Genomic DNA, 25,333 nt, shown 5'->3' on the forward strand with positions numbered 1-25,333 from the left:
CTCCATGAGGAGGGCTCGATGACAGAGAACGGCGAAAGCGGGCGGGCCAAGCTGCCGCCGTCGACAGCGGCGTCAAGCGGACATCGGCGGCCGGCCGGGGCCGCGGCGGCCGCCGCAGAGCCGGGTGCGCTCGCACGGATCCGTGCGGTGCTGCTCGGCCACCCCTCCGACCGCGTCCACCCGCTCGACGGCATCCTGCGGTCCGCGCGCGAGCGATCCGAGCTCGCCCATGCCGCCGGCTGCGACGCTGCGAGCGCCGAGGCGCACACGGCCTTGACGTTCGCAGGCGACGCGATCGTCGCCCTCGGCGCCGAAGGAGAGCTGACCGACGCCGACGTGCGGGCCGCCGCCGCCGAGCTCGCGAGCATCCTCGGCGTGACGCCGGCCTCCGCGGCTTTCATGCTCTACGGCCGCGTGCTCGCCGCGCCGCAGCTGTTCGAGCTGCCGCCGCTCGTCGCGATCGGGATCCAGCTACGGCCGCTCGTCGACCTGCGCATCTTCCACGAGATCTCCCTGTGGCGGCGCAGCGCCGACGGCGAGGCGGAGTGCCTGCTCAACCTGGGCCCCGGCGAGCTCGGACGCGAGGTGCGCCGCGAGGTGCGCGCCGTTCTCCGCGGCTCGTCCGCGCTCCGCGTCGCCGGCCGGTCGACGATCCGCTCCGCTCCGGTGTGGCGGTTCCGGCAACGTGCCGGCGCCGTCGTCGGCAGGCTCGCCGCCGCCGACCGTGCGCCGGCATCCGCGTTCCTCCACGAGGCCGCGACGGCGATCGGACCCATTCTCGAGCGCGAGTTCCTGCTCGAGCGCAGCCGCACGCGCGAGGAGTCGCTCGTCGTCGCCGCCGAGCGCAGGCTCACGCGGCTGGCGTTCGACCTCCACGACGGCCCGATGCAGGACGTCCTCGCGCTCGCCGCAGAGGTGAAGCAGCTCCAGCGCGATCTCGACCCGTTCATCCTCGAGAGCCGTCGCGAGCTTGCCCGGGGACGGTTCGACGACGCTCTCGCAAGGCTCGCCGAGCTCGACCGTGACCTGCGCGAAACTGCCCAGTCGCTCGAGACGACGAGCACCGTCTCCCGGCCGCTCGGCGAGGTGCTCCATCGCGAGGCCGAGGCGTTCACGAGGCGGACCGGCATCGACGCACGCGTCGATGTCCGCGGCGACGTCGGCGCTCTCACCGCCTCGCAGCGCATCGTGATCTTCCGCGCCGTCCAGGAGGCGCTCTCGAACGTGCGCGAGCACAGCGCCGCGACGGCGGCCGAAGTCGTCGTACGCACGCGGCGCTCCACCACGGAGGTGAGCATCACGGACGACGGCCAGGGGTTCGAGGTGGCCCGCGGTCTCGCTCGGGCGGCACAGCGGGGGCGCCTCGGCGTCGTCGGGATCAGCGAGCGCGTGCGCCTGCTCGGCGGGACGTTCGACATCGACAGCCGCCCCGGCGGCCCGACCACGCTCCGTTTCTCGCTACCGCGGTGGGGGCCGTTCAGCGCGGCCGGCGAGCGGCGGCGGTAGCCGGGGCCGCGACCGCCTCACTCGATCGAGGGGAACGGACACCCGCTCGCCGGCCGCAGGGCGTCAGGTGGCCGCTCCGATGCGCGCGATGCACTCCGCCAGCCCTTCGCGCCAGTGGGGCAGCTCGGGGGCGCCCTTCTCGCTGCGCAGCACCGAGTAGGCGGGCCGCGGCGCCCGCGCGCCGAACTGCGCCGTCGTGACGCGGCGTACGCGGCAGTCGAGGCCCGCCTGCGCGAAGATCGCCTCGGCGAAGCCGGCCCACGTGCATTCGCCCGCCGCGGCCAGATGCCAGACGCCGAAGGGGGCGCCGCCGTCGACCAGCTCCCTCGTCGCCGCGGCCAGGTGCCCGACGTAGGTGGGGCAGCCGCGCTGGTCGTCCACGACCGAGACCTCGTCGCGCTCCGCGCCGAGCCGCAGCATCGTGCGCACGAAGTTGTGGCCGGTCGGGCCGAAGAGCCACGAGCTGCGCACGACCCACGCCCGCTCGCCTGCCGCGGCCTCTCCGTGGAGCTTCGTGCGGCCGTAGGCCGAGAGCGGGCTCGGGCCGTCCGACTCGACGTAGGGCGCGCCCTTGCGGCCGTCGAAGACGTAGTCGCTCGAGAACGCGACGACGGGGGCGCCGAGCTCCGCCGCGTGGGCGCTGCCGCCGACGTTCACCGCTGCCGCCGCCTGCGGGTCGTCCTCGGCCCCGTCGACGTTCGTCCAGGCCGCCGCGTGCAACACGAGGTCGAGCGGCGGCAGCCCGGGCGGCGGCGGGAAGGAGACGTCCCAGTCGGCGCGCGTCAGCGCGATCACCTCGTCGCCGGCGAAGGCCCGCCGCAGCGCCTGGCCGAGCTGGCCGCCCGCGCCGGTGATCAGGACGCGTCGCGCGCTGACAGGATCGGTGTCGTCGTGCTCCACAGGTGGGCGACGCGCTCGTCGTTCCAGGGGATCCCGTGCTCGTCGGGATCGGACGGGTCGTACTCCTCGGTCACGTGGTAGGCGAAGAGGAGGTCGGTCAGCGCCTCGAAGCCGTGGGCGTGGCGGCCCGGGACGTAGATCGCCACCGGGTTGTCGTCGCCGATGTCCTCGCTGAAGGTCTCGCCGCTGACCCGGTCGAGCACGACGACGCGCGCCGTGCCCCGCAGGCACGCGAACAGGTCGTCCTGGCCGCGCTCGTGGTAGTGGAGGCCGCGGATCACGCCCCTGCGCGAGAACGAGACGTTCGTCTGCGCCGTTCTCTTCGGCAGCAGGCTGTCGCGGCGCAGCTCGTAGAACCAGCCGCGCTCGTCCTCGAAGCGCCGCAGCGGCAGGCGCAGGAGTCCCTCGATCACGGCTTGTTGACCCCGGTCTCGTCGATGCGACGGCCGATCTCGGCGAGATGCTGCCAGTGCTTGCCGGCGTCCTCCCACCAGCCGCGCACCTGTACCACCGAGAGCGCCCCGGCCTGCGCGTAGTGACGGTTGACGTCGGTGATCTCGAGCTCGCCGCGGCTCGAGGGCCGCAGGCTCTCGATCACGTCGAACACGTCAGGCGGGTAGCAGTAGAGGCCGACGACCGCGTCGCTCGTCGGCGGCGCCTCGTAACGAAGGTCGACGACGCCCGCCTTCTCGGCGAGGTCGACGACGCGCCCCCGCTCGTCGTAGACGACGACACCGAAGTTCTCCGGGTCGGGCACCTCCTTCACGAACACCCGCGCGCCAGCGCCGGCGGCGCCCCACGCCGCGATCTCGTCCGCGTGCGCGTGCTCGAAGATGTTGTCGCCGAGCACGACGACGAGCGGCTCGTCGCCGGCGAAGTCGCGCGCCATGCCGACGACCTGGGCGATGCCGCCCGGACGCGTCTGCACCTTGTAGGTGAGATCGAGCTCGAGCAGCGGCTCGTCGCTGCCGCGGGCGGAGAGACGGCCGTCGCCGAGCAGGTCGATCATCTGGCCCGCGTGCCCCTTGCCGGTGACCACGAGCACCTCGCGCACGCCTGCGAGCTGCAGCAGCTGCAGCGGGTAGTAGATCATCGGCCAGCTGCCGACCGGCAGCAGGTGCTTGTTCGTGACGCGGGTCAACTCCCCGAGTCGGGTCGCCTCGCCGCCGGCGCACACCAGTCCCTTCATCGCCGCACGATCGTACCCGCGCTCAGGCCGCGTGGGACATGTCGGGCGCGGCGTCCGCGAGCGGCGAGCGCTCGAGCAGCCAGAACGCGAGCTCGACCGAGGGGCCGATCCCCAGCGCGAAGGCGAGGGTGCCGATGCCCACGGTGCCGCCGAGCGCGAACCCGAGCACCGTGACGGCGACCTCGAGCCCGGCGCGCACGGCGCCGATGCGCGTTCCCGTGCGGCGCGAGAGCACGAGCATCATCGAGTCGCGCGGGCCGGCCCCCATGCCGGCGCCGATGTAGAAGGCCGAGCCGGCGCCGATGACGAGAATGCCGCCCGCCATCAGCGCCGCACGCGTCGCGAGCGACGAGCCGGAGAGCGCGTCGATCGCGTCGATCGCGAGCAGGCCGTCGACGAAGAGGCCGATGAAGATGGCGTTGGCGACGGTTCCCGGCCCGATGCGCGCCCCGAGCAGCCGCGCCGCGACGAGCACGACGAGCGCGATCGCGACGTTCGCCTCCCCGAACGAGAGCGGCGTGTGCTCGGAGACCCCCTGGTTGAGCACGTCCCACGGCGACAGGCCGAGCCTCGACTCGAGCAGGAGGACGATGCCGAGCGCGAACAGCAGCAGGCCGGTGAAGAGCGACAGCAGGCGCACGGCGCGGTTGCCGCGGACGAGAGGCGGGGCCGGCATCGACGCAGCCTACGGGCGCGCGGCGCTCGGGGTGAGGCAGGAGCCCCACCCCGTCGTCCGGGACGACTACTTCCCGGCCGGCCGCAGGATCGGCCGGTGCTCCCCGAGCGGCGAGGACGGCACGCGAAGGATGCGCGCGACACCCTCCGGCAGCCACCAGTTGGCGTGGCCGAACAGCTTCATCGCGCTCGGCACGAGCAGCGAGCGCACGATCGTGACGTCGATCAGGATCGCGGCGGCGAGGCCGAAGCCGAACTGCTGCAGGCCCACGATCGATCCTGCCACGAAGCCCATGAAGGCCGCGAACATGATCAGCCCGGCGGCGGTGACGAGCCGGCCCGTCTTCTCGAGCCCGACGACGACGGCGTCCTCGTTGCTCGCACCCGCGTCCCACTCCTCGCGCATGCGGCTGACGAGGAACACCTCGTAGTCCATCGACAGGCCGAACAGCATCGCGAACAGCATCACGGGGATCCAGCCCTCGACCTGGTCGTACGCGATCAGCCCGAGCGGCTCGCCCCAGCCCCACTTGAACACGACCACGAGCAGGCCGTAGGCGGCCCCGATCGAGAGGCCGTTGAGGATGATCGCCTTCAGCGGCAAGAGCAGCGAGCGGAAGGCTCGCACGAGCAGGACGTAGGTGGCGACCAGCACCGCGACGACGAGCCACGGGAACCAGCTGTAGGTGAGCGAGATGAAGTCCTTGCCGCCCGGGGGGCCGCCGCCCGCGACGACCCTGGCGGAGGCCGGGAACCGGGCCGCCGGCACGATGTCGCCGCGCAGGCGATCGACGAAGGCCAGGCTCTCCGGCTTGCCGTAGTCGCTCTTCCCGATCACCTGGACGTTGAGGTAGCGCCCGCTCGCGTCGACGTGCTGGCGGTCGCCGGCCGCGAAGTCGACGCGCGCCACCTGTGGATCCGCCTCGAGTCCCCTGCGCAGCCGCCCGAGCGCCGCGGTGATCTCGGGATCGCGCGTGCCGCCCGCCTTGCCCGTGTCGATCACGAGGGCGGTCGGCGCCGTCGCGCCCGCGCCGACGGCCGCCGCCAGCACGTCGAGGCCCTGCACCGACTCGAGCCGCTTCGGGATGCCCTCGTTCGAGCCCGGGCCGAGCTGCAGCGAGAGCACGGGGGCGGCGAGCAGCAGCAGCAGCGCGGTCGCGCCGATCGCGACCGGCCACGGCCGGCGCATGATCCAGCGCGCGAGCTTCGCCCAGAACCCACGCTCGTGGTCCGCGCGCCTGTCCATGATCGTCTTCGGCAGGAGCCGTACGCGCTCGAGCCGGCGCCCCAGCAGCGACAGGACTGCCGGCAGGAACGTCAGCGCAGCCACGACCGAGACGGTCGGGATGATGAGCCCGCCGACGCCGAAGCCGCGCATGAAGGGCAGCGGCATGAACAGCAGCAGCGCCAGGCCGATCGCGACGGCGGTGCCCGAGAAGACGACGGCGCGGCCGGCGGTGCCCATCGTCGTCACGACCGCGTCCTCGGTCGAAGCGCCCTTCCGCAGCTCCTCGCGGAAGCGGTAGACCATCAGCAGCGAGTAGTCGATCGCGATGCCGAGGCCGATCAGCGAGACGAGGTTGGTCAGGTACGTCGTCAGCTCCATGAAGTTCGCGAAGATCCAGATGATCCCGAGCGTCGTCGGGATCGTCACGAGCGAGAACGCGAACGGCAGCAGGAACGACAGCGTGCCGAAGGTGAAGACGAGGATGACGAGCGCGATCGGGATCGCCAGGTAGAGCTCGCCCTTCTTGAGATCCTGGGCGAAGACGGGGTCGAGGTCGTGCTCGGTCGCCGCCTGGCCCGTGAGGTACAGCTTGGCGCCCGCGATCGGGCCCGCCGCCGCCCGCATCGCGTCGGTGCTGCCCTTGGCGTCGGCGGGATCGAGGTCCGACACGATCTGCGCGGCGACGACCGAGTCGCCGAGCGGCTGGACGGAGACGAGCTTGCCGGTCGGCAGCTTCGCGGCGGCGCGCGTCGCCGCCTCCCGCACCTGCGGCACGAGCGCCGCGGCGTCGCCGCCGTCCGTCTTCGCGACGAGCGTGAACGATCCGGTCGAGCGCTGCCCGAAGTGGTCCTGCAGGATCCGCTCGGCCCGCTGGCTGTCGGTGCCCGGCAGCGTGAAGCGGTTCGTGAGCAGGCCGGACAGCTTCGAGGACGCCAGCCCCGCGACGGCGAAGACGGCGACCCATCCGATCAGGAAGGACCAGCGGTGGCGGAGCACGAAGCGCGTCCAGCGTTCCATCGGCGAGACCTCCAGGGCGGGTTCGGGTGCAGCGGGTGGGCGGAAGCGGAATCAATACACATACCGCCCGCGCGCGCGTCGCACGATCCCGGCGCGGCTACGGCCCCGCGCGCCGGCGCTCCGCCTTGCGGCGGCGCACGGCGGGGACGGCGCGCACCGCCGCCACCCACACGTACGAGGCGGCGCCGGCGGCCGCGGCCGCAACGAGCAGGATTCGCTTCAGGCGGCGCATGGGACCGCCCCATCGTAGGCGACCGTTCGTCGTCATACTTGGGAGACACGATTCACGAGGAAAGGACGGCCGCACGATGGCCAAGAACACGACCGCGAAGATCGCTCCCGCCGTCGAGTCGCTGAAGCCGTATCTCGACCGCGCGCTCAACGATCCGGGGTTCCGCGAGGACCTCAAGGAGGCGTTCGGCGCCGCGCGCAGGCTGTACGGCCCGCTCGTACACGAGAACGGGGGCATCGCCCAGTCCGCGTCGAAGCTCGCGACCGACGCGAAGGTGCAGGAGAACCTGCGCAAGGCGCTCGAGGACTTCGGCAGGGCCGCCGACACGCTCAAGGGCAAGAAGCGGAAGGGACGCAAGGGGCGCAAGGCGATGCTGCTCGCAGGGCTCGTGGCGGGCGCGCTCTACAACCCGTGGTCGGGAACGCAGACCCGGCAGTGGCTGCTCGACCGCATCGCCGGCGACGACGACCTGCATCCACTCGAGGGCTTCGACGCGCCGCCGGCCGAGGAGGCGGCGGATGCCGCAGGCGAGGCCGCGGACGAGGCTGGCGAGAGCACGAAGGACGGCTAGACGAGCGCGGGGAGGGGCGCTCGAGGCCGCCCTTCCCCGCGATCCTCGCTAGCGGACCCGGGCCGCGGGAGACGGCTGCGGCGAGCTGGCGGCGAGCGCCTGTTCGAGCGCGCCGGGAACGAGGCCGCTGCGGCCGGAGATGTCGTCGGCCTCGAGCAGGACGGCGCCCGCGGGCGGGGCGACGGCGCCGCCGGCGCCCGGCCCGTCGAGCGGCAGGTAGGCGCGGCCGGCCGCGAACGAGACGTCCTGCGCGCGCCGCCACGCGACGAGGAACGGGTACGGCGCGACGACGCCGTCGTAGCCGCGTTGCAGCAGCGAGACGGGATGGACCTCGAAGTGGAGGTGGGCCGGCCCGAGCTCCGCGTCGCCGGAACGGCCCATGAATCCGAGCACGTCGCCGGCGCGCACGCTGCGACCCTCGGCCGCGAGGGGCGAGTAGGCCGAGAGGTGCGCGTAGTAGAACGCGTTGCCGGCGCGATCGCGCAGCCACAGCCGCCAGCCGCCGATGTCGTTCCAGCCGACGGCGAAGACGGTGCCGTCGGCAACGGCGAGGAGAGGGGTTCCGAGCGGCGCGAGGATGTCCTCGCCGTGATGCCAGCCGCCGGCGACGTCGGCGCGCGGAGCACCGAAGGTGTCCCCGAACGAGGCGGGACCGTAGACTGGGAACAGGTACCCCGCGCCCGTCAGCTGCACGGCCACCTCGGGTGCCGTGCGCACGAACTCGGGCGGGACGCCGGGGATCGACGTCCCCGGCTCTCTCGGCGCACCGGCGGGGACGGCGGGCCGCGCCGGTGGGCGACGGGCGGTGGGAGGAGTCTGCGGCGGCGGCGCGGCACCCGCGGCCGCGGCCGCCGTCGCTGCCGCCGTCGCCGAGCCGACCCACACCTCGCTGCCCGGGGGCAGGCCGGCGTGCTCCGCGGTGAGCCTGACGCGCAGCCCGGTGACGGTGGCGCCGGCCGATCGCGGCCGCACCTGCGCCGTCTCCACGGCCGAGGCGAGCACCTCCAGCGTGCCCCAGTCCGCGAGCGGGAGCACGACGTTGGCGGTCGCGGCGATCGGCTGGCCGAGCACGGTGAGGCCCGCGATACGCGATTCCGACACGCCGCTCGACGCGTTTGCCGCTCCCGCTGCGGCCGTCGCCTTCACATCCAGCGAAGCGGCCGTGATCTCGCCTCCGAACAGCGACACCGCCAGGGCCGTGACCCCGCCCTGCGCGCTCGACGAGACGCCGGGCGCCGCCGCCACCCCGGCACTCGCAGAGCCGATGAGGACGATCGAGCCGTCGTCGGGATAGGCATAGCCGCTGAGGGACTCGTTCGCCGCCTGCGGGGTCGCGAGCGCGATCGAGAGCTGGTCGGGCACGCCGGGCTGGATCACGCGCGAGACGATCGCGGTCGCGCGCGCGTCGGGCTGCGCGGGCGCCGCCGACGCGATCGCGGCGATCAGCGCGGCGAGGAGCGGCAGTGCGAGGAGCGGCGCGCGTCTCACCGCGCACCAGGGTGGCGCCGGCCGAGACGGACCGTGCTGGCGACGAGCTGGGCCGCGACGAGCAGCAGCAGCACGCCGAACAGGCGCCGCAGCACGCTCTCCGACAGCGACGTCGCGACGCGAACGCCCACCTCGACCCCGGCGATCGACGCGATCCCGACGACGAGCGCCGGCCGCACCCGCATGTTGCCGTAGCGCGTCTGCCGCCAGATGCCGACCGCGGCCGTCGGGACGATCGCGAGCAGGGAGGTGGCCGCCGCCTCGACCTGGCCGAGACCGAGCGCGAGCAGCGTCGGCACGAAGAGGATGCCCCCGCCGACGCCGAACAGGCCCGACAGCACGCCGGCGGCGAGCCCGAGCGCCAGCGCGAGGACGATCGTCGTCGTGCTCATGCGACGAGCAACCTGACGCCGATCGCGGCGAGCAGCAGCGCGAAGCCGATCGTCACCGCGCGCCCCGACAGGCGCCGCTGCACGGCCGAGCCGGCGAGCGCGCCGGCCATCGCGGGCACGCCGACGAGCGCGGCGTAGGCAAGGTCGACCTTGCCGTGCGCCGCGTAGAGGACGACGCCGGCGAGCGCGGTGATCGCGATCGCGCCGAGCGAGGCCGCGGTCGCCTCCTTCGCCGCGAGCCCGGCGAAGCCGATCAGGAGCGGCACGATCACGATGCCGCCGCCGACGCCGAACAGGGAGCTGAACACTCCTGCGACGAGGCCGATGAAGACGAGGCGCACTGGCGTATCCTAGGCGGGGGTGCAGATTCCGGATCCCCTCCGTGCGCTCGTCGCGCAGCCGTCGGCGGCGGCGCTGCTCTTCGACGTCGACGGCACGCTCGCCCCGATCGTCGACCGGCCCGAAGGCGCGGAGGTGCCCGAGGCGACGCGCGCGGAGCTCCGCCGCCTCGCCGGCCGCTACGGGCTCGTGGCCTGCATCAGCGGCCGGCCCGGGAGCGACGCCGCCCGCGTGGTCGGCGTCCCCGACCTCACGTACGTCGGCGAGCACGGGCTCGAGCTCGCTCCCGGCGCAGAGGCGTGGGTGAAGGCGATCGCCGCGTTCGCCGACGCCGCGCCCTGGCCCGCCGAGCGCAAGCGGCTCACCGTCTCGTTCCACTGGCGCGAGAGCGCCGACGAGGAGGCGGCCCGACGGGCGCTCGAGGGCGTCGCCGCCGCCGCCGCGGAGGCGGGGCTCGTGCCCCGCTGGGGCCGCAAGGTGCTGGAGGTACGCCCGCCGGTGGACGCCGACAAGGGGAGCGCGGTGGGGGAGCTGCTCCAGCGCTCGGGATTGCGCCGCGCCCTCTACGCGGGCGACGACGCTACCGACCTGGACGCGTTCAGGGCACTCGACGGGCTCCCGTGCGGGGTGCGCGTCGCGGTCGTGTCAGCGGAGGCGCCCGCTGCGCTGCGCGAAGCGGCCGACCTCACGGTCGCCGGCCCGGCCCAGCTGCTCGAGCTGCTGCGATCCCTGTAGGGCGGCGAGGCGCCGCGTTTCGCTACAGCGCCGCCGCCTCGCGGCGGAGCACGTCCCAGGCGAGCCGGACGTCCTCCTCCGCCGTGCGCGCGTTGCCGATCGCGAGCCTGAGCACGTAGTGCCCGTCGAGCCTCGTGTGCGAGAGGAACACCTCGCCGCTGTCGTTGACGCGCCGCAGCAGCGCCTCGTTCTCCTCGTCGCCGCCGTCGCGGCGGAAGCAGACGAGCGAGAAGTGGCGCGGCGCGCACACCGTCCAGCCCGGCTCTGCCCGCACCCAGGACTCGAACAGCGCCGCGAGCCGCACGTGCTCGCGCAGGATCGCCTGCAGCCCCTCCCGGCCGTAGCAGCGCAGCGTCGCCCACAGCTTCAGCGCCCGGAAGCGGCGTCCGAGCGGGGAGGCGTACTCGCTCAGGCTGACCACGTCCTCGCTCACCCGCAGGTACTCCGGCACGAGGCTGAACGCGCGGCGCAGGTCGTCGGGCCGCCGCGAGAAGAACGCGGAGCAGTCCATCGGTGTGAACAGCCACTTGTGCGGGTTGACGCCGATCGAGTCGGCGCGCTCCCAGCCGGCGAAGTGGTGGCGCAGCTCGGGGCAGACGGCGGCGGCGCCCGCATAGGCCGCGTCGACGTGCAGCCACACGCCCTCCGCGGCGGTCATGTCCGCGAGCAGCGAGACGGGATCGACGGCGGCCGACGACGTCGTCCCGACGGTGGCGACGAGGGCACAGGCATTGGAGAGGTCGACGAGGTCGGGACGCATCGCGTGGGTGCCGTCGGCGGGCACGGTGCGCAACTCGAGCTCGAGCAGGCGCGCGGCCTTCGTCGTCGACGAGTGCGTGTGCTCGGAGCAGACGACGACCCGCCGCTCCGGCCTGGCGGCACGCGCCGCGGCGAGCGCCGTGACGAGGCCGGAGGAGGCGGTGTCCTCGATGTGTCCGTGCAGGGGATCGGGCAGGCCGAGCAGCTGCCGCAGCCAGTCGAGCGTCACCTCCTCCAGCTCCTGCAAGGCGGGCGAGGCCCGCCAGAGGATGCCGACCTGGTTGAGACCCGCGATCAGCAGCTCGGCGAGGATGCCGGGCTCGCCGCCCGTCGTCGCGAAGTACGCGAAGTAGCGGGGGCTCTGCCAGTGGGTGATGCCGGGCATCAGCACCTCGTCGAGGTCGCGCAGCAGCGCCGCGAACGGCTCGGGCGCCTCGGGCGCCGCCGGCGGCAGCGCGGCGCGAATCCGCCCCGGCTCGACCGTGGAGAGCACCGGGTACTCGCGTACGCGCTCGAGGTACGACGCGACCCACTCGAGCGCCGCGGCGCCGTCGTCCCGGAAGCTGCTCACCCGCGCATCTTCGCGATCTGCGCCCATGTGCGCGTGTTGAGCACCTGATCCTTCGTCAGCCAGGCGCGCCGCGCCTGGCCGATGCCGAGCTCCGCGTAGGCGAGCGCCTGCGTCGTGTGGGCGTCGCTGTCGACGGGGACGAGCACGCCGGCCTCGCCGGCGAGGCGTGCGTGGACGTCGCGCATGTCGAGCCGCTCCGGCTGCGCGTTGATCTCCAGCGCGGTGCGCGTCTCCGCGGCACGCGCGACGATGCGCTCGACGTCCACGTCGGCGCCGCGGCGGCGCGAGAGCCGGCGCCCGCTGAGATGGCCGATGCAGTCGACATGCGGGCTCTCGATCGCGGCGAGGATGCGCTCTGTCGGGCTGCGGTCGAACGAGGTGTGGAGCGACGCTACGACCCAGTCGAGCTGCTCCAGCACCTCGTCCGCGAGGTCGACGTCGCCCTTCGCCGTGATGTTCGCCTCGACGCCGCGCAGCACGCGGAACGGCGCCACGCGCTCGTTGACGGCCGCGATCTCCTCCCACTGCGCCTCGATGCGGCCGTCGCGCAGGGAGTGCGAGTGGTCGGTGAGGCAGAGGAAGCGGTAGCCGCGTGCCGCGGCCGCGCGCGCCATCTCCTCGATCGAGGCCCTCCCGTCCGCCGACCAGCTGGAATGGCAGTGCATGTCGCCTTTCAGATCTGCCAGCTCGACGAGATGCGGCAGCGTGCCTGTGCGTGCCGCCTCGAGCTCGCCCGCGCTCTCGCGCAGCTCCGGCGGGATGAACGCGTAGCCGAGGAACGCGTACAGCGACTCCTCGTCGCGGAACGTGCGCACCTCACCGGTCTCGCTCACCGTGACGCCGTACTCGGACACCGACAGGCCGCCGCGCTGCGCCTCCTCGCGCAGCGCCACGTTGTGCTCCTTCGAGCCCGTGAAGTGCTGCAGGAGGTCGCCGTAGCTCTCGGGCGCGGCGACGCGCAGGTCGAGGCGCAGCCCCTGCTTCGTGATCACGGTCGCCTTGCTGTCGCCGTGCGCGACGACTTCGAGCACCCAGGGCAGCGCGACGAAGTGCGCGGTGAGAGCGGCCGGGTCGGCGGCCGTGGCGATCACGTCGAGGTCGCGGAACGTCTCCTTGCGACGGCGGACGCTGCCCGCCTCCGACACCTCGACGGCCGCAGGGTGCGCACGCAGCGCCTCGACGACCTCGCGCAGCAGCGGCAGGCCGGAGCCGAGCAGGCCCCGGCGCGGCTCGCCGGCCGCCGCGCCCTCGGCGAGCGCCCGCAGGATCTTCTCCTCCGACTTCTGCCCGAACCCGGGCAGGGCACGCAGCCGCTGCCGCTCGGCCGCCTCGCGGAGGCCGGCGAGCGTCGTGACGCCGAGCTCGCGCCAGATCCGCGCCGCGGTCTTCGGGCCGAGGCCCGGCAGGCGCATGAACGAGGCCACCTCGCCGGGCACCTGCGCCCGCCGCCGCGAGAGCGCCTGCATCTCGCCGCTCTCGACGGCCTCGACGATCTTCGCCTCGATCGTCTTGCCGATGCCCGGCAGCTCCCTCGCCGTGCCCGCGAGCGCGAGCTCTGCGACGGACGCCGCCGTGTCGCGGATCCTCGCGGCGGCGCGCCGGTAGGCGAGCACGCGGAACGGCTGCTCGCCGAGGATCTCGGACAGGTCTGCCAGCAGCTCGAGCTGGTCGGCGAGATCGCCGTTGCGGGGGAGCGCGGCTGCCACCCGTCGATCATAGGCCCGCCGCGTCGGGCAAGATTCCGCGATGCGCGCGGTCGTCTGCCTGCCGACGTACAACGAGCGCGAGAACCTCGAGCCGATGGTGCGCGCGCTCGGCGCGCAGATCGACGTCACATGCGACCGGGTACTCGTGATCGACGACAACTCGCCGGACGGCAGCGGCGAGATCGCCGACCGCCTCGCCGGCGAGCTGCCGTGGCTGGACGTTCTGCACCGGCCCGGCAAGGAGGGCCTCGGGCCCGCGTACATCGCGGGCTTCCGGCGCTCGCTCGCCGCGGGGGCGGCGCTCGTGCTCGAGGTCGACTGCGACTTCTCCCACGACCCGAAGGACGTGCCGCGGTTGATCGCAGCCTGCGAGGCCGGAGCCGACGTGGCGCTCGGCTCCCGCTACGTGGAGGGCGGCGGCACGGTCAACTGGGGGCTCGCACGGCGCGTCATCTCGGCGGCCGGCTCGCTCTATGCCCGCACCGTGCTCGGCGTCCGCGTCCGCGACCTCACCGGCGGGTTCAAGTGCTTCCGGCGCACGGTGCTGGAGACGATCGACCTCGACGCGATCGCTGCCCGCGGCTACGCGTTCCAGGTGGAGACGACCTACCGTGCGCTGCGCAGCGGCTTCACCGTCGTCGAGGTGCCGATCACGTTCGTCGACCGGGTCGCCGGAGGCTCGAAGATGAGTCGCGCGATCGTGCTCGAGGCGGTGTGGAAGGTGCCGGCGCTGCGCTGGCGCGCGCTGCGCGGGCGGCTCTGAGAGCCCGGCGCGCGACGACACCTCGGCCCTGCTTCGTGAGCGCGACCGTATGATCGCTGGATGCACGAGGTGTCCGACGCGACGTTCGCGGACGAGGTGCTCGCGAGCGATGTTCCCGTGCTCGTCGAGTTCGGCGCACCGTGGTGCCGGCCGTGCAAGGCCGTCGCGCCCGTGCTGACGGAGCTCGTGGGCGCCACCGCGGGGCGCGTGCGCCTCGTCGAGCTCGACATCGACGAGAACATCGGCACGCCCTCCCGCTACGGGGTGCTGTCGATCCCCACCGTGATCCTGTTCGTGGGCGGCGAGCCGCAGGAGACGATCGTCGGGGCGCACGGCAGGGGCCGCTACGAGCGTGCCCTCGCCCCCTACCTCGAACGCTGACGTGGCGCCGCCCGCAGGATGGGCCGACCTGCTCGCAGGCGAGGAGCTCGCCCACCTCGCCGCGGAGCCGGCGCGCACGGGGAGAAGCGAGCAGCTTCCCGCCGACCTCAGTCCTCTCGTCGCCGCGGCGCTCGCGCTGCGCGGCATCGACGGCCTCTACGCCCAGCAGGCGGAGGCATGGAGAGCGGCGCGGCGCGGCGCGAGCTTCATCGTCACGACGGGAACGGCCTCGGGGAAGTCGCTCGCGTTCACGCTGCCGCTGCTCGACGCGGTCGCGCGCGACCCGAAGGCGCGCACGCTCTGCCTCTACCCGACGAAGGCGCTCGCGCAGGACCAGGCACGCTCGCTCCTGGAGCTGCGCCTCCCGGGGCTGAAGGCGGCGATCTACGACGGCGACACGGAGGTCGAGCGGCGCCGCCAGGTGCGCACGTGGGCGAACGTGATCCTCACCAACCCGGACATGCTCCACGTCGGCATCCTCCCCCACCACGACCGCTGGGCCGACCTGCTGCACAACCTGCGCTACGTCGTCGTCGACGAAGCCCACGTGTATCGCGGCGTGTTCGGCTCGCACGTCGGCAACGTGCTCCGGCGCCTGCGACGCCTCGCACGCGCCTACGGCGCCGACCCGCAGTTCCTGCTCGCCTCGGCGACGATCGCGAATCCCGGCGAGCTCGCGCTCGCGCTCACGGGCATGTCCGTCACGGTCGTCGACACCGACACGTCCGCGAAGGCGGAGCGCGAGATCGCCCTCTGGAACCCCGCGCTGCTCGACCCGGAGCTCGGCACCCGCACGAGCGCGCTCGCCGAGGCGTCGCTCCTGATGGCGGCGCTCGTGTCGCGCGGCCTGCGCACGATCTGCTTCGCCAAGAGCCGCAAGGCGGCCGAGCTCATCCACCGCTTCACAGCCGAGCGCGTCGGCCCTGCGACGGCGGCGCGGCTGGCGCCCTACCGGGCGGGATACACGCCGCAACAGCGGCGTGCGATCGAGCGGCGGCTCGTCGCCGGCGAGCTGCTCGGGGTGTCCGCGACCGACGCGCTCGAGCTGGGCATCGACATCGGGCAGCTCGACTGCGCCATCTCCGTCGGCTTCCCCGGCACGGTCGCTTCGCTGCGGCAGCAGTGGGGCCGCGCAGGCCGGCGCGGGAAGGGACTTGCCATCCTCGTGGCGAGCGAGGACGCACTCGACCAGTTCTTCATGCGCGATCCGGAGGCGCTGCTCTCCCGCCGCGTCGAGGCGGCCCGGCTCGACCACGCAAACCCGCGCATCCTCGACCCGCACGTCGCCGCGGCGGCCTTCGAGGGGCCGATCGCCGCCGCGGACGCCGCCACGCTCGGCGAGGAGGCGCTCACCCGGGCGGCGCAGCACCCGGAGCTCGAGCCGACCCGCGCCGGCTACGTGTGGAAGGGCCGCGACCATCCCGCCGGCCGCTTCTCGCTCCGCTCCGGCGACGCCGCGTCGTTCACGATCGTCGAGGCGGAGACCGGCTCCGTGCTCGGCCTCGTCGAGCGCGCCCGCGCCTACTCGTCCGTGCACGAGGGGGCGATCTACCTCCACCTCGGCGAGCAGTACCTCGTGCTCTCGCTCGACCACGACGCGCGCGTCGCGACGGTCGCGCCCGCGCGCGTCGACTGGTACACGCAGGTGAAGAAGGACACCCGGACGGCGATCGAGGCGACGCTGCGCGGCGCCGAGGGCGCCGGTGTCGAGCTCCACTTCGGCCGCGTCTCGGTCACCGAGCAGGTGGTCGCCTACCAGCGCAAGGCGATCGCCGACGGCTCGACCCTCGAGGTCGCACCGCTCCTCCTGCCCGAGGTGTCCTTCGAGACCGAGGCGGTCTGGTTCTGCCCCGGCGAGGACATGCTCGAGGGGATCGCCGAGATGCCGCGCCTCCTCGGCGCCCTCCACGCCGCCGAGCACGCGCTCATCACGCTCCTGCCGCTGTGGGCGATGTGCGACCGCTGGGACATCGGCGGCCTCTCGACCAACGCCCACTTCCAGACGGGCCTGCCCACGGTCTTCGTCTACGACGGCCACGCGGGGGGCGTCGGCATCGCCGAGCGCGGCTTCGACTGCTTCGCGGGGTGGGTCGCCGACAGCGCGCGCCTCCTCGCCGGCTGCCCCTGCGGCGCCGGCTGCCCCTCCTGCGTGCAGAGCCCCAAGTGCGGGAACCTGAACGACATGCTCGACAAGGGCGTCGCGCTGACGCTCCTCGAGCGCATGGCGGCCCGCACGTAGCGCGGCGGCTACAGCGCGCACCGAGCTGCCGCGCCGGAGCAACGGTTCCCGGGGGCGCGCCTGCGCGCGCTCGACGCCGGGCGGGAAGAATGACGTCATGCCCCTCCGCGCGCATCCCGCCGCCCCGCTCGCGCGGCAGCCGCTCCTCGCTCGACCGAGGGGGGTGTGCCGGTGATCGACCTCGCGGCGCTCTTCGCCCTCGAGCTGCGCACGCCGCGGCTTCTCCTGCGGCTCGGAGACGAGGACGAGGTGCGGGCGCTCGCCCGCCTCGCGCAGCGAGGCATCCACCCGCCCGAGGAGATGCCGTTCTCCGTCGCCTGGAGCGACGGGATCGGGTCGCCGTCCTTCCTCGACGAGTTCGTCGCGTTCCACCGCGAGCAGCTCGGCGCCTGGCGGCCGCACGACTGGAGCCTCAACCTCCTCGTCTGGCACGGGGACGAGCTCGTCGGGTCGCAGTCGCTTCGCGCCGAGCTCTTCGCCGAGGAGCGCGAGGTGGCGACCGGCTCCTGGCTCGGGCGTGCGTTCCAGCGCCGCGGCCTCGGCACGGAGATGCGGGCCGCCGTGCTCGAGCTGGCCTTCCGCGACCTGGGCGCGCAGGCGGCCACCTCGGCGTGGCTCGAAGGCAACGAGGCATCGCGGCGGGTCTCCGCGAGACTCGGCTACAGCGAGACGCACACGACCGTGAGCAGCCCGCGCGGCGTACCGGTCGTCGCGCACACCGTACGGCTGGAGCGCAGCAGCTGGCGCTGTCCGGTTCCCGTCCGCAGCGAAGGCCTGCCCGCCTGTCTGCCCCTGTTCGGGCTGCCCGCCGCCGGGTGAGCGCAGGCGCGCCGGGGTTCACACGTCCCTCACAGACAGGACGATCTCCCTGCTCGCACTGGCTTTTCGAGCAGGGGATAAGCCTGTGGATACTGTGGAGAGACGGCGCGCGGCCGCGGCGCAGCTGGGTCAGGCGAGCACGCCGAGCGAGCGGAACTTGGCGCGCCGGGCGCGGCGCAGATCGTCGGCCGGGATGCCCTCGAGCTCCTCCAGGTGCGAGAGGACAGCCTCCCGCAGGAGGGCGGCGGCGCCGTCGTGGTCGACGTGGGCGCCGCCCTCGGGCTCCGGCACGATCCCGTCGATCGCACCGAGCTCGAGGCAGTGGGCGGCGTCGAGCTTGAACGCAGACGCAGCCTTCTTCGCCTGTGATGCGTCGCGCCACAGGATCGCGGCGCATCCTTCGGGCGAGATCACCGAGTAGATCGCGTTCTCCTGCATCAGCACCCGGTCGGCGACCGCGATCGCGACGGCGCCGCCCGAGCCACCCTCGCCGATCACGACCGAGACGGTCGGCACGCCGAGGCGCAGCATCGTCGCCTGAGACTTCGCGATCGCGCCACCCTGGCCGTGCTGCTCGGCGGCGACGCCCGGATAGGCGCCGGGCGTGTCGACGAGCGTGACGAGCGGGAAGCCGTGGCGCTCGGCGAGCTCCATCACGCGCATGGCCTTGCGGTACCCCTCCGGATAGGCCATGCCGAAGTTACGGGCGCTGCGCTCCTTGATGTCGCGCCCCTTCTGGTGGCCGAGCAGCGCGATCGTGCGACCGTCGAGCTTGCCGAGCCCGGCGACGATGGCGTGATCGTCCATTCGATGCCGGTCGCCGCGCATCTCGAAGAAGTCGTCGAGCATCCGTGCGACGTAGTCGAGCGTGTACGGCCGATCCTGATGGCGGGCGAGCTCGACGCGCTTCCAGATCTCCTCGTCCGAGGTGTCGTCCCTGAGACGCTCGAGCTGACGCTGCAGGCGCTCGAGCTCGGCGGAGAGCTTCGTGCCGCGCAGCAGCTTGACGCCGCTCAACTTGGCGATGCGGTCGCGCAGCCCGAGCTCGGCCTCGTTCGCCATCACGCGCCCCCGAACAGCCGCAGCAGCCGCGCCACGGTGGGGCGCAGCTCGGCTCGCGGAACGATCTGGTCGATGTGGCCGAAGCGAAGGTTCGACTCGGCGAGACCGAAGTCGTCCGGCAGCTTCTCGCGCGTCGTCTGCGCGACGACACGCGGGCCCGCGAACGACATCAACGCCCCCGGCTCCGCCAGCAGCACATCGCCGAGAGACGCGAAGCTCGCGAGGAGGCCGCCGGTCGTCGGATGCGCCAGCACCGAGATCAGCACGCCGCCGGCGTCGTGGAGCTCCTCGACGGCGCACACCGTCTTCGGCAGCTGCATGAGCGCGAGGATCCCCTCCTGCATACGGGCGCCGCCCGAGGCCGAGACCGAGACGAGCGGGAGCCCGTCCTCGGCGGCGTGCTCGCACGCGCGCGCGAACTTCTCGCCGACGACGCTCCCCATCGAGCCGCCCATGAACGAGAAGTCCATCACCGCCAGGCGGCAGGGCAGACCCTCGATCGCCGCAGCGCCGGTGATCATCGCGTCACCGAGCCCGGTCGAGATCTCCGCCTCCGCAAGACGCTCGCTGTACGGCTTCAGGTCGAAGAAGGCCAGCGGGTCGCTCGAGCGCAGGTGCGTCTCGTCCTCCTCGAAGCTGCCCTCGTCGGCGAGCTGGGCGATCCGCTCCGGCCCGCGCACCGGAAAGTGGTGACCGCACTGCGGGCACACGCGCAGGTGGCGCGAGAGCTCCTCGTCGCGGTAGTGCGAGCCGCAGGCCGGGCAGGTGTTCGGATGCGCCCCGGCGCCCTGATCGTCCGGGGCGGCCCGCTTGTGCTCGATCGAGACGTCGATGCGATCCGTGGCGGACATCTGCGCCATCTTAGACCCGGCCCGTACGGCGGGAGTTACAGCGCGAGCGCGGCGGCCAGACGGGCGAGCACGGCAGGGTCGGCCTGCGGCCGCAGCCCCGTCAGTCCCAGCCCTGCCACGGGAAGCGTCCGCGCGATGCCGCCGAGCACCTCGACGAGGGCGTCGACCGTCGGGCCGCCCGGCTCCGGCATGAAGCATGCAAGCTGATCGGGCCGCAGCACGTCGCAGTCGAGCGCGACGTAGACGCGGTCGCAGCCGGCGAGCGCACGATCGACGTCCTCGTCGATGCCGGCCTGCGCCATGAAGGCGACCTCGGGCGGGTCGAGGCTGCGGGAACCGACGAGCGCGACGTCCTCGCAGCGCACGGCCCCCTCGTCGATCGCCGCGCGCAACGGCATCCCCCACGGGTTGCCGGAGGGCGAGCTCTCGGGCGTGTTGAGATCGCCGTGGCTGTCGAGCCAGACGACGGCGAGCCTGCCGGGCCGGCGCGAGAGCCCACGGATCGCCCCCATGTGGGCGCAGCAGCAGCCGCCGAGGACGAGCGGACGGGGCGGCAGCCCGGCGGCGAGCGCGGCGGTCTGCTCCTCCAGCGTGTCGTGCGCGATCACGGCCGCCTCCGGGTACGGCAGCGGCAGCGACGCCGCCTCGGCCATCGCCTCGCCGCCGCGTCCCCATGCGCGCGGCACGCGCACGAGCCCGGCGGCGAACTCCCGCCCGCAGCTGTGGCACTGGTACTCGTCGCCGACCGCGACAGCGGTGAGCGTGCGGCAATCCGGGCAGCGTGCGCGCAGCCAGCTCACGGCGGCGGGCTCAGTCGCCGCGCCAGCGGCGGAACACGAGGCAGGCGTTGTGCCCGCCGAAGCCGAACGAGTTCGACACGCCGATCTCGACCTGCTCGTGGCGCGCCTCGTTCGGGATGTAGTCGAGGTCGCACTCGGGGTCGGGCGTCGTCTGGTTGATCGTGGGCGGCAGGATGCCGCGCTCCAGCGCGAGGATCGTGAAGATCGCCTCCACCGCGCCGGCCGCACCCAGGCAGTGTCCCGTCGCGCCCTTCGTCGACGAGATCGGCGTGCGGTAGGCCTTGTCCTCGCCGAGGGCGACCTTGAGCACGCGCGTCTCGCCTGCGTCGCCCGCGGGCGTCGAGGTGCCGTGCGCGTTGACGTACCCGACGTCCTCGGCCTCGATGCCGGCGTCCGCGAATGCCATCCGCAGCGCGCGGGCCGGGTTCTCGCCGGTCGGGTCGGGGTCGGAGACGTGGTTCGCGTCCGACGAGACGCCGTAGCCGAGCAGCTCGGCGTAGATCTTGGCGCCGCGGGCGCGAGCGTGCTCGAGCTCCTCGATCACGACCATGGCCGATGCCTCGCCCATGACGAAGCCGTCGCGCTCGCCGTCGAACGGCCGCGAGGCGCGCTCGGGGTCGTCGTTGCGCCGCGAGATCGCCCGCATCGCACCGAAGCCGGCGATGCCGACCTGCGTCACCGGCGCCTCGGTGCCGCCGCAGAACATCACGTCCGCGCGGCCGAGCCGGATCGCGTCCATGCCGTCCCCGATCGCCATGTTCGAGGCGGCGCAGGCGGTGCACTGGGACAGCAGCGGGCCCCGCGTGCCGAGCTCGATCGAGACCCAGCCGGCGGCCAGGTTCGGGATGATCTGGACGATCGAGAACGGGTTGACGCGGTCGGGGCCACGAGCCTTGAGCTGATCGACACACGCCTCGAACGACTTCAGTCCGCCGATGCCCGTCGCGACCGCGGCGCCGACGCGCTCGGCGATCGGCCTCACGTCGAGCCCGGAGTCGGCCTGCGCCTGGCGCGCCGCGGCGAGCGCCAGATGCGTGACACGGTCCATCCGTCGCGAGGCCTTGTAGTCGACGTAGTCGGTCACCTCGAGCCCCTTCACCTCACACGCGAAGTGCACCGGGTAGTCGGTCGAGTCGAACTGGGTGATCGGCCCGGCGCCCGACTCGCCGGCGACGAGAGCAGCCCACGTGTCCTCGACGGTGTTGCCGAGAGGGCTCACCATGCCGAGGCCGGTGACGACGATCCTGCGCCTGTCGGGGCTCGTGCTCACGGCAAGGCAGGCTACATGCCGAGGCCGCCGTCCACGAGCAGCACCTCGCCCGTGATGAAGGAGGCCTCGTCGGAGCAGAGGAAGCGGACGGCGCCGGCGACGTCGCCGGGGTCGCCGAGCCGGCCGAGGGGCGTCTGTTGCAGCATCGCCTGGGTCGCAGCTTCGGGAAGCACCTCGGTCAGCTGCGTCTGGACGTAGCCGGGAGCGACGACGTTGGCACGCACGTTGCGACTGCCGAGCTCACGCGCGAGCGACTTCGTGAAACCGATGATGCCGGCCTTCGAGGCCGCGTAGTTCGTCTGGCCCCAGTTCCCGTGCACCCCGACGATCGACGATACGTTCACGATCGCCCCCGCGCGCTTCTTCATCATCGGCCGCGTGACCGCACGACACGTGTAGAAGACGGAAGAGAGGTTCGTCTCGATCACGGTGCGCCAGTCGTCGTCGGGCATGCGGGCAAGCAGGCCGTCCCGTGTCAGCCCCGCGTTGTTGACGAGGATGTCGACGTCGCCGGCAGCCTCGACGAGCGACGCGGCAGAGGCCGGGTCGGAGACGTCGGCCCGCACCGCGCGGCCGCCGATCGCCGCCGCGACCTCCTCGGCCTCGGCCTCGCCGCCACGGTAGCCGACGACGACCGAGGCGCCGGCGCGGCCGAGCTCGAGCGCGATAGCGCGACCGATGCCGCGCGAGCCGCCCGTGACGAGGGCGCGCTTCCCTTCGAGCGAGCAGAAGCCTGCCGCGCTCACGTGCTCAGCGACTCCCGCGCGCGCTCGAGGCTCGCGAGGTCGTTCACGGAGAACGTGCGCACGCTGCGGTCGATCCGCTTCACGAGGCCGGAGAGCACGTTGCCGGGCCCGACCTCGACGAACGTGGTGACGCCGTCGTGCACGAGCGCGCGCGCAGCCTGGGTGAAGCGCACGGGCGCGGTGAGCTGGTCGATGAGCAGCGAGCCGAGGCGGGCGGCCGGCTCGATCCGGGCCGTCACGGTCGACATGAAGGGAGCGACCGGGTCGTGGAAGCGGATCAGGTCGACCGCGGGCTTGAGCCGGTCGGCGGCGCGGGCGACGAGCGGGCTGTGGAACGCGCCGGACACCTTGAGCCTGATCGCTCGTCGGGCGCCGAGGCTCTCGGCCTCGGCGCAGCACTCCTCGACTGCATCGTTCTCGCCGGAGACCACGATCTGCCCGGGGCAGTTGTAGTTCGCCGGCCACACGCCGACGATCTTGCGGCACAGCGTCTCGACCGCCTCGTCCTCGAGCCCGAGGATGGCGGCCATCGAGCCGGGGTGCGTCCGCGCGGCCTCCGCCATCGCGAGGCCGCGCTCGCGCACGAGCCCGATCGCGTCGGCGGCGGTGATCGCGCCCACCGACGCGAGCGCGGCGAACTCGCCGACCGAGTGGCCGACGACGACGTCCGGCTCGAGTCCCTCGGCGCGCAGGGCGGCGAGGATCGCCAGGCTCGTCGCCACGAGAGCAGGCTGCTGCACCTCCGTGTCGACGAGCTCCTCAACAGGAGAATCGAAGCACAGCTTCTGCAGGTCGAGGCCCGACGCTTCGCTGCCGAGCCGGTACACGGCCATCGCCGCCGGCACCGCTTCCGCGATCTCGCGCCCCATGCCGGCCTCGAGAGAGCCCTGCCCCGGGAAGCAGAAGGCGGTCTTGCTCATCGGGCGCTTCTCCCCGCGGGAGCAGAGCCCACACGTGCCGTCGCAGATTCACTGTCGAACATCGGCATTCCGTCCCTTCCAGTCTTGCCGTGGACGCCCCGTCTAGGCACTTCTGCCAGAGGCGGAAGCGTCTGTCCATTCGATCAACGCAGATCCCCACGTGAGGCCCGCACCCATCCCCGTCATCAGCACGAGCGCGCCGTCGCGCAGCCTCCCGTCCGCCCGTGCGTCCGCGAGTGCAAGCGGGATCGATCCGGATGAGGTGTTGCCGTATCTGTCCACGTTCACGACCGTTTTCTCGGTTGGGACACCGAGCTTACCGGCAGCATGGTCGATGATCCGCTTGTTCGCCTGGTGCGGCACGTACACGTCGACGTCGGCGATCGTGCGGTCGCACTGCGCCAGCACCGCCTGGGCCGACGAGACCATCACGCGGGTCGCGAACCTGAACACCTCGCGACCGTTCATCTTCAGGATCGACTGCGGGTTCTCGAACGCTCTCGAGCCGCTGCCGGGGTAGCTGAGGTGGACGCCGCCGCCGCCGTCGGCTCCGAGCTCGAAGCCGAGGAAGCCGCCGCGTTCGACGGGTTCCATCACCACCGCGCCCGCGCCGTCGCCGAACAGCACGAGCGTCGAGCGGTCGCCCCAGTCGAGGATCTTCGACAGGACGTCGCCGCCGACGACGAGCGCGCGCCTGGACAGGCCCGAGGCCAGCATCGCGTACGCCTGCGCCACGGCGTACATGAAGCCGGTGCAGCCGGCGAGCAGGTCGTACGCGGCCGCGTTCGGCATCCCGAGCGCGTGCGCCATCAGCGCCGACGAGGTCGGGAACATCATGTCGGGGGTCACCGTGGCGCAGATCAGCAAGTCGATGTCGCGGGCGTCGACCCCTGCGTCGGCGAGAGCGGCGCGGGCGGCGGGGAGCGCGATGTCGGTGAGCGCCTCCTCGGGGGCGGCGATGCGGCGCTCGCGGATGCCGGTGCGCTCGCGGATCCACTCGTCGGAGGTGTCGACGAACGCGGTCAGGTCGTCGTTGCTCATCACGCGCTCCGGCACGTGGGTGCCGAGGCCGGTGATGCCGATGCGGGAGCCCTTCGCGCTGCCGATCATCGTTCCACCGCGAAGGTCAGCGTGCCCCGCGCCGCGAGCTGCTCGCCGACATGGGCCGTCGCCTTGCCGCGGCCGATCGGGCCGCGCACGGCGTCGATCTCGCAGGTCAGCGTCAACGTGTCGCCCGGCTCGACGACGCGCTTGAAGCGGCAGTCGTCGATACCGGCGAAGAACGCGATCTTGCCGCGGTTGCTTTCCTCCACGAGCACCGCCACCGCTCCCGCCTGCGCCATCGCCTCGACGACGAGCACGCCGGGCATCACCGGCCGCCCGGGGAAGTGGCCCGGGAACCACCAGTCGTCGGCTCGCACGACCCGCGTCGCGACGACCTTGCGGCCCGGCTCGAGGACGATCACCTCGTCGAGCAGCAGGAAGGGATCGCGGTGAGGGAGGATGCGCTCGATCTCGTCCCTTCCGAAGGGCGCGGCGGGAATCATGCGACGGCTCCTTCCTCGAGCAGCTCCCGCATGCCGGCCCTGGCGCGGTGGGCATAGCACTTGGCCGTTCCGACGGGCATGCCGGAGGCGTCGGAGATCTGCCGGAACGAGTAGCCGAGCACGTCCTTGAGCACGAGCACCCGGGCCTGGTCGGCGGGAAGCTCGGCGAGGCCGGCGCGCAGCCCGGCGCGGAGCTCGGCCAGCTCCGCCTCCCGCGCGGGCGACGGCTCCGGCGCGACGCGGGCATCGTACTCCAGCGGCACGAGACGGCACGCGCCGCGCCGGTCGACGACGTCGCGGCACGCGTTCACCGTGAGCCGGTGCAGCCAGGTCGAGAAGGCCGCCTCGCCGCGGAACTGTCCGAGCTTGACGCAGAGCTTCGCGAGTGCGTCCTGCGCGGCATCCCGTGCGTCCTCGGGATCGTCGAGCAGCCGCTTCGCAAGGCGCTCCACGCGCGGCGCGTGACGCTCGCAAAGGGCCTGCAGGGCACGCTCGTCTCCGTCCTTGGCGCGGCGCACGAGAATCGGGTCGCTCAGCTTGTCGTAGTGAAGATGCGGCTCGTGCCGCGGTGCGGCGCCGATTCGACGGCGCGGTCGGAGCGAGGGTTGCACCCGGCGAGTCTACTGC

The 25,333-nt window shown here is 73.1% G+C and carries 27 protein-coding genes; 7 read left to right on the forward strand and 20 right to left on the reverse strand.

Features of this window, described 5'->3' with window-relative positions; all coding sequences use genetic code 11:
- Positions 1-18 precede the first annotated feature (18 nt).
- On the forward strand, positions 19-1,506 hold the full coding sequence (locus Gocc_RS10755; RefSeq protein WP_114796572.1) for a sensor histidine kinase: 1,488 nt from the start codon (positions 19-21) through the stop codon (positions 1,504-1,506).
- A gap of 63 nt (positions 1,507-1,569) precedes the next feature.
- Here the strand turns inward: Gocc_RS10755 and rfbD are convergent, their stop codons facing one another.
- From rfbD to Gocc_RS16960, 6 genes are all read right to left on the reverse strand, one after another.
- A complete protein-coding gene (rfbD, locus tag Gocc_RS16225) occupies positions 1,570-2,406 on the reverse strand; it encodes a dTDP-4-dehydrorhamnose reductase (protein ID WP_181813583.1) in 837 nt (278 codons plus the stop codon).
- Positions 2,361-2,819 (reverse strand): dTDP-4-dehydrorhamnose 3,5-epimerase family protein, encoded by a 459-nt coding sequence (locus tag Gocc_RS16230; RefSeq protein WP_181813584.1) that lies wholly within the window; start codon positions 2,817-2,819, stop codon positions 2,361-2,363. Before Gocc_RS16230 ends, rfbD begins: the two co-directional genes overlap by 46 nt.
- A complete protein-coding gene (locus tag Gocc_RS10765; protein ID WP_114796574.1) occupies positions 2,816-3,595 on the reverse strand; it encodes a sugar phosphate nucleotidyltransferase in 780 nt (259 codons plus the stop codon). Before Gocc_RS10765 ends, Gocc_RS16230 begins: the two co-directional genes overlap by 4 nt.
- A gap of 22 nt (positions 3,596-3,617) precedes the next feature.
- On the reverse strand, positions 3,618-4,271 hold the full coding sequence (locus Gocc_RS10770) for a YczE/YyaS/YitT family protein (RefSeq protein ID WP_114796575.1): 654 nt from the start codon (positions 4,269-4,271) through the stop codon (positions 3,618-3,620).
- Positions 4,272-4,337: 66 nt separating this feature from the next.
- Positions 4,338-6,515 carry an MMPL family transporter gene (locus tag Gocc_RS10775; protein WP_114796576.1) on the reverse strand — a complete coding sequence of 726 codons (2,178 nt, stop codon included), beginning with the start codon at positions 6,513-6,515 and terminating at the stop codon, positions 4,338-4,340.
- 97 nt (positions 6,516-6,612) lie between these two features.
- The gene (locus tag Gocc_RS16960) at positions 6,613-6,747 is read right to left on the reverse strand and encodes a hypothetical protein (RefSeq protein ID WP_281268450.1); all 135 of its coding nucleotides are present in this window, start codon (positions 6,745-6,747) and stop codon (positions 6,613-6,615) included.
- A gap of 76 nt (positions 6,748-6,823) precedes the next feature.
- Between Gocc_RS16960 and Gocc_RS10780 the strand changes: the two genes are divergently transcribed.
- Entirely contained in the window at positions 6,824-7,318 is a 495-nt protein-coding gene (locus Gocc_RS10780; protein WP_114796577.1) for a hypothetical protein, read from the forward strand.
- Between the two features lie 48 nt (positions 7,319-7,366).
- Here the strand turns inward: Gocc_RS10780 and Gocc_RS10785 are convergent, their stop codons facing one another.
- Genes Gocc_RS10785 through Gocc_RS10795 form a run of 3 tightly spaced genes read right to left on the reverse strand, consistent with a single transcriptional unit; the run spans position 7,367 to position 9,539 of the window.
- A complete protein-coding gene (locus Gocc_RS10785) occupies positions 7,367-8,806 on the reverse strand; it encodes a M23 family metallopeptidase (RefSeq protein WP_114796578.1) in 1,440 nt (479 codons plus the stop codon).
- Entirely contained in the window at positions 8,803-9,198 is a 396-nt protein-coding gene (locus Gocc_RS10790; RefSeq protein WP_114796579.1) for a sulfite exporter TauE/SafE family protein, read from the reverse strand. Before Gocc_RS10790 ends, Gocc_RS10785 begins: the two co-directional genes overlap by 4 nt.
- On the reverse strand, positions 9,195-9,539 hold the full coding sequence (locus tag Gocc_RS10795) for a sulfite exporter TauE/SafE family protein (protein ID WP_114796580.1): 345 nt from the start codon (positions 9,537-9,539) through the stop codon (positions 9,195-9,197). Before Gocc_RS10795 ends, Gocc_RS10790 begins: the two co-directional genes overlap by 4 nt.
- A 19-nt stretch (positions 9,540-9,558) precedes the next feature.
- Between Gocc_RS10795 and Gocc_RS10800 the strand changes: the two genes are divergently transcribed.
- A complete protein-coding gene (locus tag Gocc_RS10800; RefSeq protein WP_114796581.1) occupies positions 9,559-10,272 on the forward strand; it encodes a trehalose-phosphatase in 714 nt (237 codons plus the stop codon).
- Positions 10,273-10,294: 22 nt separating this feature from the next.
- On the opposite strand, the gene Gocc_RS10805 is transcribed toward Gocc_RS10800, so the two are convergent.
- Together Gocc_RS10805 and polX are read right to left on the reverse strand one after the other, a co-directional pair.
- Positions 10,295-11,602: a pyridoxal phosphate-dependent decarboxylase family protein gene (locus tag Gocc_RS10805; RefSeq protein ID WP_181813585.1), complete on the reverse strand. Its 1,308-nt coding sequence runs from the start codon at positions 11,600-11,602 to the stop codon at positions 10,295-10,297.
- On the reverse strand, positions 11,599-13,308 hold the full coding sequence (gene polX, locus Gocc_RS10810; protein ID WP_181813586.1) for a DNA polymerase/3'-5' exonuclease PolX: 1,710 nt from the start codon (positions 13,306-13,308) through the stop codon (positions 11,599-11,601). Before polX ends, Gocc_RS10805 begins: the two co-directional genes overlap by 4 nt.
- A gap of 40 nt (positions 13,309-13,348) precedes the next feature.
- On the opposite strand from polX, the gene Gocc_RS10815 reads away from it, so the two are divergent.
- The 4 genes from Gocc_RS10815 to Gocc_RS10830 all read left to right on the forward strand — a co-directional run bounded on the left by Gocc_RS10815 (position 13,349) and on the right by Gocc_RS10830 (position 17,510).
- Complete coding sequence (locus Gocc_RS10815) at positions 13,349-14,071, forward strand: polyprenol monophosphomannose synthase (protein WP_114796584.1); 723 nt, start codon at positions 13,349-13,351, stop codon at positions 14,069-14,071.
- Positions 14,072-14,131: 60 nt separating this feature from the next.
- On the forward strand, positions 14,132-14,452 hold the full coding sequence (locus Gocc_RS10820) for a thioredoxin family protein (protein WP_114796585.1): 321 nt from the start codon (positions 14,132-14,134) through the stop codon (positions 14,450-14,452).
- A 1-nt stretch (position 14,453) separates the two neighbouring features.
- Positions 14,454-16,691 (forward strand): DEAD/DEAH box helicase, encoded by a 2,238-nt coding sequence (locus Gocc_RS10825; RefSeq protein ID WP_181813587.1) that lies wholly within the window; start codon positions 14,454-14,456, stop codon positions 16,689-16,691.
- 165 nt (positions 16,692-16,856) lie between these two features.
- Complete coding sequence (locus Gocc_RS10830) at positions 16,857-17,510, forward strand: GNAT family N-acetyltransferase (protein ID WP_220150575.1); 654 nt, start codon at positions 16,857-16,859, stop codon at positions 17,508-17,510.
- 129 nt (positions 17,511-17,639) lie between these two features.
- Here the strand turns inward: Gocc_RS10830 and Gocc_RS10835 are convergent, their stop codons facing one another.
- The 9 genes from Gocc_RS10835 to Gocc_RS10875 all read right to left on the reverse strand — a co-directional run bounded on the left by Gocc_RS10835 (position 17,640) and on the right by Gocc_RS10875 (position 25,317).
- Entirely contained in the window at positions 17,640-18,572 is a 933-nt protein-coding gene (locus Gocc_RS10835; protein WP_114796587.1) for an acetyl-CoA carboxylase carboxyltransferase subunit alpha, read from the reverse strand.
- Complete coding sequence (gene accD / locus Gocc_RS10840) at positions 18,572-19,423, reverse strand: acetyl-CoA carboxylase, carboxyltransferase subunit beta (protein ID WP_181813588.1); 852 nt, start codon at positions 19,421-19,423, stop codon at positions 18,572-18,574. The genes Gocc_RS10835 and accD overlap by 1 nt, the downstream gene beginning before the upstream one ends.
- A 35-nt stretch (positions 19,424-19,458) precedes the next feature.
- The gene (locus Gocc_RS10845; RefSeq protein WP_114796589.1) at positions 19,459-20,223 is read right to left on the reverse strand and encodes an arginase family protein; all 765 of its coding nucleotides are present in this window, start codon (positions 20,221-20,223) and stop codon (positions 19,459-19,461) included.
- Between the two features lie 10 nt (positions 20,224-20,233).
- Complete coding sequence (fabF, locus tag Gocc_RS10850) at positions 20,234-21,493, reverse strand: beta-ketoacyl-ACP synthase II (RefSeq protein WP_220150576.1); 1,260 nt, start codon at positions 21,491-21,493, stop codon at positions 20,234-20,236.
- An 11-nt stretch (positions 21,494-21,504) separates the two neighbouring features.
- Complete coding sequence (gene fabG, locus Gocc_RS10855) at positions 21,505-22,239, reverse strand: 3-oxoacyl-[acyl-carrier-protein] reductase (RefSeq protein WP_114796590.1); 735 nt, start codon at positions 22,237-22,239, stop codon at positions 21,505-21,507.
- The gene (fabD, locus tag Gocc_RS10860; RefSeq protein WP_114796591.1) at positions 22,236-23,159 is read right to left on the reverse strand and encodes an ACP S-malonyltransferase; all 924 of its coding nucleotides are present in this window, start codon (positions 23,157-23,159) and stop codon (positions 22,236-22,238) included. The genes fabG and fabD overlap by 4 nt, the downstream gene beginning before the upstream one ends.
- Before the next feature lie 102 nt (positions 23,160-23,261).
- Complete coding sequence (locus tag Gocc_RS10865) at positions 23,262-24,269, reverse strand: beta-ketoacyl-ACP synthase III (RefSeq protein WP_114796592.1); 1,008 nt, start codon at positions 24,267-24,269, stop codon at positions 23,262-23,264.
- Positions 24,266-24,706, reverse strand: a complete 441-nt coding sequence (gene fabZ, locus Gocc_RS10870; RefSeq protein WP_114796593.1) for a 3-hydroxyacyl-ACP dehydratase FabZ — start codon at positions 24,704-24,706, stop codon at positions 24,266-24,268. Before fabZ ends, Gocc_RS10865 begins: the two co-directional genes overlap by 4 nt.
- Positions 24,703-25,317, reverse strand: coding sequence for an RNA polymerase sigma factor (locus Gocc_RS10875; protein ID WP_114796594.1), 615 nt, complete (start codon positions 25,315-25,317; stop codon positions 24,703-24,705). The genes fabZ and Gocc_RS10875 overlap by 4 nt, the downstream gene beginning before the upstream one ends.
- Between the last annotated feature and the right edge of the window lie 16 nt (positions 25,318-25,333).

The organism is Gaiella occulta (genome assembly GCF_003351045.1).
Classification (GTDB): Bacteria; Actinomycetota; Thermoleophilia; order Gaiellales; family Gaiellaceae; genus Gaiella; species Gaiella occulta.